6 protein-coding genes and 2 pseudogenes are annotated in these 7113 nt (G+C 33.5%); 5 read left to right on the top strand and 3 right to left on the bottom strand.

All coding sequences use genetic code 11. The annotated features are described in order from the left end of the window. Window positions 1–227 precede the first annotated feature (227 nt). Window positions 228–803 (top strand): hypothetical protein, encoded by a 576-nt coding sequence (locus BAQ49_RS18020; RefSeq protein ID WP_071746503.1) that lies wholly within the window; start codon window positions 228–230, stop codon window positions 801–803. 126 nt (window positions 804–929) lie between these two features. Next, the gene (locus BAQ49_RS18015; protein WP_071746502.1) at window positions 930–1397 is read left to right on the top strand and encodes a DUF6985 domain-containing protein; all 468 of its coding nucleotides are present in this window, start codon (window positions 930–932) and stop codon (window positions 1395–1397) included. Window positions 1398–1523: 126 nt separating this feature from the next. Here the strand turns inward: BAQ49_RS18015 and BAQ49_RS34320 are convergent. Both BAQ49_RS34320 and BAQ49_RS18010 read right to left on the bottom strand, forming a co-directional pair. Next, window positions 1524–1607, bottom strand: a pseudogene (locus BAQ49_RS34320) (IS6 family transposase); the annotation flags it as partial. A gap of 5 nt (window positions 1608–1612) precedes the next feature. After that, complete coding sequence (locus BAQ49_RS18010) at window positions 1613–2686, bottom strand: DUF5105 domain-containing protein (RefSeq protein ID WP_071746501.1); 1074 nt, start codon at window positions 2684–2686, stop codon at window positions 1613–1615. 894 nt (window positions 2687–3580) lie between these two features. Between BAQ49_RS18010 and BAQ49_RS18005 the strand changes: the two genes are divergently transcribed. The 3 genes from BAQ49_RS18005 to BAQ49_RS17995 all read left to right on the top strand — a co-directional run bounded on the left by BAQ49_RS18005 (window position 3581) and on the right by BAQ49_RS17995 (window position 6807). Next, window positions 3581–4279, top strand: a complete 699-nt coding sequence (locus BAQ49_RS18005) for a serine dehydratase beta chain (RefSeq protein ID WP_071746500.1) — start codon at window positions 3581–3583, stop codon at window positions 4277–4279. Window positions 4280–4301: 22 nt separating this feature from the next. Next, window positions 4302–5192: an L-serine ammonia-lyase, iron-sulfur-dependent, subunit alpha gene (gene sdaAA, locus BAQ49_RS18000; protein ID WP_071746499.1), complete on the top strand. Its 891-nt coding sequence runs from the start codon at window positions 4302–4304 to the stop codon at window positions 5190–5192. Window positions 5193–5487: 295 nt separating this feature from the next. Next, window positions 5488–6807 carry an aromatic amino acid transport family protein gene (locus BAQ49_RS17995; protein WP_071746498.1) on the top strand — a complete coding sequence of 440 codons (1320 nt, stop codon included), beginning with the start codon at window positions 5488–5490 and terminating at the stop codon, window positions 6805–6807. Window positions 6808–6882: 75 nt separating this feature from the next. On the opposite strand, the pseudogene BAQ49_RS32385 reads toward BAQ49_RS17995, so the two are convergent. After that, window positions 6883–7023, bottom strand: a pseudogene (locus BAQ49_RS32385) (IS6 family transposase); the annotation flags it as partial. Between the last annotated feature and the right edge of the window lie 90 nt (window positions 7024–7113).

Below are 7113 nucleotides of genomic sequence, written 5' to 3'. Positions count from 1 at the left end.
ACTTCTACTATATAAAAAATAGTAGTGCGAACCAATGCCTTGGCCTGCACTACTAATCTTAGTATGTTTCTTACATTCGGTTTCTCAAATGAATGTAAGAAATACAAGAACAAACTCCATTCATTAGCTTGGTTTCATAACTCAAGTGAAAATGATATGATTGCATTGTCAATATTATCTAATTACTAAAATATATTACAAGGAAATCACAAAGAGGAGGAGAAATCATGGGTTTTTTCAGTAGATTTTTTAAAAAGGTGGAACAAGTAAACAATAAAAAGGCCACTATCCATGAATTAGATGAAGAATTGTATATTGAATCCCCACTAGAAGAAGCCAATAGCTATTGGGTCTCAATGGCACAAAATTTACTTATTAATACTGTAAAAGCCGCTGGAAATAATGTGGAGCGTGCTTTTTTATTGCTTAATATGAAAAAGGGAGAGGCTTCATTTGATATTTTTTATCAAATAAACGGACAATTGTATTTTTGGGATCAAATAGAAAATCAGGAAATAAAAAATAGAATTAAAAATGAGTTATTACCACAAGCTTCGGAAGTTTCAGATGCTGTAAACCAACACTTTATCGAAGCAGATCATCCTACAATTTCGTTTGCAGAATTACAATTTGAATGGGAAACAAAAGCTTGGTTTTCACACATTATCTGGGAAGATGACCCAGCCTCTCAATTACCAAAGGCTCAAATCTTAAACGAATGGTATAGCCTAATTAACAAGGAAATACACGGTAAACCACTTGATAGCGATATAAAATTTTCTTGGTATCCATCAAACTCTTAATAATCTAACAGTATCTAAAATAGGGGACATTGTTCCGATTAGTTTAAATATAGTTAGTTTATAACCTTAAAAAAATAGAGACTACTTATAATAGAAAAATTCAATTTAAAGGAGGTATTAAATGAAATGACTATTAAAAACCTTAAAACCAATGAAAATTCCGAATTAGAAGGAGAAGCCTATTTCGAATTATTTGATCAAAATATTCTGGTATACATAGACCAAGATACAGATATCGAATACGCAGAGCTATGTATAACATACTTAAATTCTTTAAGTGAAGAACTGATAAATAAACTTTGTAAAGCATCTATTAGATACTGTAATGAATTTCTTGATGATATAGGTGAAGATATTATAGAATTTTCTAAACTGACAGATGTTCTACCTCATATTACACCAAATACTATATGTATTCCGAATCCTAAAAATAAATCTGAACCTGTCATTGATTTGGAATTAAATTGCACATGGGAAGAGGAACATGGTATGGAATGGATCATTCGCAGTGGGAAAGTTATGTATGTTGGAGCATTTAATGGAATAAATCCATATGGGGATTGTGATATCGGAAAAGATTGGAATTATGCTTAATGTATGATTTCATAGAAATGTAATCAAAAAATATACTAATTTTCTTATTAAACTAAAAGGTGCTTTTGTTGGTTCTGTTGCAAAGTTTTTTAATAGATAAAAAGTTGGTATGATTGCTGATGGATTTTATGCAATCTTTAGTGATTGTTGTAATTCATTATACGTCAAAAAAACGAAGTTTGGTTGTTGCAAACTTCGTTTTCGTTTATATCTTTCTATTGTTTTAAAAATTCTCCCATAATTTCCATTATGTCCTCTGCATCGCTTACTTTATCTTTTGAAAAGCGCCATTGGTCTTTTCCGTATCGCTCCATCTCAACTTTTATTACTTTTTCTTTATCTGAAACTTTTGCTTCTGGCAATATGGATATAAGGTAATCAAACGATTGACTAAATAATTTTGACTGTTCGATTCCTGGATTTTCTCTTAGCAATCTTTCGTTTTCTTTATTTAATTTTGGCTGCAATTCACTTAATAATAATGGTTTCACTTTTAATTCTACTTCCACCTTATCTTCCTCAGGAGAAGAACCTACTGATTTTACTTTAAATGTAACTTTTTCCTGTAGTACAGATTTCAACTTTTTATAATAACTTTCAAATTCTTGGTCACTAATTTCATTATACGTACTGGACGTTGCATCTTTTTTAAATTCCTTTAGTATATTCTCAGTAAATTGCTTGCCATCTTCGCCGGTTAACTTATTAATCTTGTCTATATCTTTATCATAATAAATAGCATTTATATAGGCTTTTAGAGCTTCAGCTGGTTTATTTAAGTCTTTTGTATTTTTTTCTATTTCCTTCGTATCAATTTTGAAAGAAACTTTTTCTGTTTCCTCGTCTCTTTTTTTTGTTTCCTCATTGGAATAAACAAGTTCATATGATGAGGCTTTATTCACTTCGTAGTATAGGATCCCCGATACTTTTTTACCAGGTTCTAATTCTATTAAGCGTAATTTATCTGAATCGGCCTTATCATATTTCTTCATTTTTTCATCACCTTGATATAGTGTAAAGAGATAAGGTGATATCTCTAACATTTCATCCCCTTTATTTTTCACACTCACTTTGAATTTTAATACTTTATCTTTACTTATCCCCCCCGTTAACCCACTTAATGGTAATACGTATTCAACATTTTCAACTTCAATTTCCACATTCTTCGAAGACGACGATGCCTTTCCATTTTTTACAGCTGTGGAACTTTGTGAAGAACTACAACCAGTCACAATAGTTAATGTGAATATAAACAAAAAACAAAGCATAAAAAACTTTCTAAATTCCAATTAAAACCCCTCCACTCCCTTATTCAAAAACATTTACTATTTTACCATAAATTCCTACTTGCTATTTCTAAAACCATATATTTTTAAATAAAAAAGTCCATATAATACTCTCTTTCATTTCGGGAGACCAAGAGCATATACACCCATGCATAGAAGCAGGCGGAATGAATAACCAAGTAACTTTCAAGAACTTCATGAAGATATTAGGTTTTTATTAGGGATAGTCAAAATTCTTAGCTTGATAGCGATGTGGTTCTACCCAGAAAAGAAGTTCCTTTTTTCTGAAAATGTATATAAATGCAAAATGTACTATTAATATCCGGATGAGATTTTATATTTCATTAATTTATTCCTTTGCATCTACATTAATCACTTATTGCAACAGCTTTCACGTCTAAAATAAGATGTTTCAACAAAGGAAAGTATAAGTATCTTTATAATGATTTTCCAATATAATCAATGTGTTAATGAAAGGAACTCTGTGTTATTTTTGCTTTTCTACCAACTAATACAGCTTCAAACAATGGACACAATTGATACATGCCAAGTGTAATTTATTATCCATTCAAGATTCTGTTTATTCAATCTTTCTAAAAATAAAAAAAGATTAGACTCATAAATATACAAGTTATAATGAGGGCGTCGAGAGATAATCTATTACCTCTAGAGAAAATATCAAACCTAGTTCTGGTGCAAAAATTCTAAAGACCGTGCAAGTAACCTTCTAAAATTGGACATACTTATACGATTACTCTAAGAAAGGTGTGTGATCAGAAGGGAAATTTATTAACACGAGATATGAAAGCGTTATCAACTGGATCTTATTTTGAATTGGTCATTCAAATATCTTAGATTCAACTGCACTAAACAATAATAAATTATGGGAGTGCTTATATGAACATGAATGTAGCTTCTATTAAAGAAAAAAAAGTTGTTAAATACAAAAGTTGTTTTGATGTGATTGGGCCGGTAATGATAGGTCCTTCAAGTTCACATACTGCAGGTGCTTTGGCTATCGGAACAGTTTCCAACAAATTATTTCAAGGTCTTCCAAAAAAAGTCGTGGTAAGGTATTATGAATCATTTGCTGAAACCCATAAAGGACACGGAACTGATTTTGCAATTATTGCTGGGATATTAGGATTTGCTGCCGATGACAGCAAAGTACCAGATGCTATTAAAATAGCAGAATCTAAAGGAATTGACATTACCTTTATTGAAAAAGCGGGTGATAGTCCTGCTGGTCATCCAAATACGGCAGATGTATATTTAGAGGATGAAAGCCGAAGTATTAGAACGATGGGTATTTCGGTCGGCGGTGGATTAATTGAAGTCAAACATGTTGAATTTGACGGATTTAGCTTAGATCTGCAGGGGCCATTGCCAGTTATTATTGCGATTTCCGAAAGAGCTGACTTTGAATTTGTCTTACGCAGGATCTTTAAACAATATGATGTTGAAATTAACAACTTTCATAGTTTAGAAGAAAACGGAAAATATTTATATGCGTTCGCTTTGGATTCGCTATTGCCTGGTAATGTTCAGAAGGAATTAGGAAATTTAAGCAATATAGCTAATCTCATTATTCTTTAGTTACATTAAGGAGTGAAAAAATATGTATATGACCATAAAAGAAATTGTGGATGCAGCTAATAAAAGCCAAAAGCCAATCTATGAATTAGCAATAGAACAGGAAATCAAACAAACTAAAACGTCTTATGAAGAAGTTTGGAGTAAAATGGAAAGAAATTTAGCGACTATGGAAAATGCCATAAATAAAAGTATCGAGGGCGACGGGGTATTTTCTCCAACCGGTTTAACCGGAGGTGATGCTGTTAAAATTAAAAACTATCGAGAAAATAGGAAAACTCTTTCTGGAGATTTGATGGTGCTAGGGATTCAAAGTGCTATCGGTGTTAATGAAGTAAATGCTGCATTAGGGGCTATTTGTGCAACTCCAACAGCAGGTGCGAGTGGGACGATCCCGGGAGTCCTATTTAGTATTAAAGATACGTTGCAATTAAGTCATGAAGATATGATCCATTTTCTATTCACTTCAGCGTTATTTGGAACGATAGTCGCAAATAATGCTTGTATTTCAGGAGCGTACGGAGGATGTCAAGCTGAAGTAGGCAGTGCCTCAGCGATGGCGGCTGCAGCGGCGGTAGAAGCTGCCGGTGGAACGCCACAGCAATCTTCTGAAGCTTTCTCAACCGCATTACAAAATTTACTCGGTTTAGTTTGTGATCCGGTCGCTGGTTTGGTAGAAATTCCTTGTGTAAAGAGAAACGCCATTGGAACGGCAAATGCTTTAGCAGCAGCGGACATCGCATTAGCCGGCGTAAACAATATCATCAATGCTGACGAAGTTATTGAAGCGATGTATAGAGTTGGAAGACAGATGCCTCGCGAATTAAGGGAGACAGGTTTAGGCGGGATTGCGGCCACACCTACAGGGATTGCTATAAAAAATAAAATCTTTGGAGAGAAACAATCAAATCAATAAACAGTTATCGGAAATATTGTGAAATAGTTAACAATTCTATTTCCTATTGTTCTCCTAAGGATGTCTGTATATTGAGATCCATTATCACGAAAATGTACTACTATATAATTAAAATGTTTTGTAAGCGCTAATAAACCCATCAGGTTGATGACTAGCGAATTTTTCGATTTTGATTAACTTAGAAGAAGGACACACGATGTGGCGCACTTTGTAAGCAATTCATTCTTCAAGAACGATCTATATTCCTAAACCTTAAAAAGAGACGTAAGAATAGGACACAAGGAGGAATTATTATATGAATGGGAATACTGCAAAAAAAATAGAATTTCAAGCTGAAAATACTGCAGTAAAAAATGAGAAATATCCAGACCCTAAAAAGTGGCATAAACAGGATACTACCTGGGCATTGAGCCTTTTTGGAACAGCCATTGGAGCAGGAGTACTCTTTTTACCGATTAATGCAGGTTCAGGTGGGTTATTATCATTACTACTAATTACATTACTTGCATATCCAGTTATGTATTACTCACATAGGGCGCTTGCTAAAATGATATATGCTTCCAATTCTGCTGAAGAGGGGATTACAGGTACAATAAGAGAGTATTTTGGAAATAAGGCAAGTATCATTTTTAACATAGTATATTTCGTCTCAATTTATACAATCGTGCTAATGTATTCTGTTGCACTTACAAATACTGCAAGTAGTTTTATCGTGCATCAATTGCACATGCAGGAGCCTCCAAGGGCCATTTTATCGCTTGTATTAGTACTCGGTCTTATCGCTATACTAAATTTTGGTCAAGATATCACTGTAAAGATTATGAGCATGCTAGTATATCCTTTCATAGCTTCTCTACTTTTTATCTCAATATCTTTGATTCCACAGTGGAATACGTCAATGCTTAGTTTTTCAAGTGTTTCTACTGCTTCAACAGGAACAGGATATTTGGGAACGATATGGATGATACTACCAATCATAGTATTCTCGTTTAATCATTCTCCTATGATTTCGTCATTTGTTATGAAACAGAGAGCTACGTATGGAATAGAAGCTACTGATGCCAAATGTGCTCAAATACAAAAAGTTTGTTATATCATGACATTCGTTGTTGTTATGTTCTTTGTTTGGAGCAGTACCTTGAGTTTGACTCCAAATGATCTTATGATGGCAAAAGAACAGAATTTGTCAATCCTATCATATCTTGCTAATGAGCTTAATTCGCCTATAATCACGATTGCAGCTCCTATCATTGCTTTTGTGGCTATTACAAAGTCTTTCCTTGGCCATTATATAGGAGCATATGAAGTAATGCGTGACATGATTATTAAGTCCGGTAAAAAACGCGGGAAAGATATAGGAGAAAAAACAGTTAAGACAATGATCCTTACTTTTGTCGTAATAACATGCTGGTATGTTGCTTATGCAAATCCAAGTATTCTTGGAATCATTGATGCCCTTAGCGGACCGTTAGTTGCTGCTATCTTATGTCTATTACCAATGTATGCAATTCGTAAAGTGCCTGTACTAGCTAAATATAGAGGGAAAATGAGCAATGTATTTGTCATTATTATAGGTATCCTTACTGTCCTAGCAAGTATTAAGTCATTATTCTAATTCATTATTGTTAGTTCTGATGCAAAAATAGTGAGATATGAAAAAAGAACGAAAGATTCCTAGCGGAACTGAATTTTATATTGTTGAACCAAAGAGATCATGGTTTTGGACAAACTTTTCATTTTGGAGAGTTTGTCCTTTTTTGATTATATGCATAACTTCTATTCTTGCAATCACCTTTTTAGCTGTTTGCAATGATTTTAATCCAAGCATATTAGTGGGCGTCCCATGTCCATCAAGCGTATGGTGCGACTCGAACAGGTATGGTACAAAAGAATGAACTATATATTCGTGACTTAGGATATT

The organism is Bacillus proteolyticus (assembly GCF_001884065.1).
Lineage (GTDB): Bacteria > Bacillota > Bacilli > Bacillales > Bacillaceae_G > Bacillus_A > Bacillus_A proteolyticus.
Note: the sequence above shows the minus strand (reverse complement) of the source record. Positions and strands in the feature narration are given on the sequence as shown.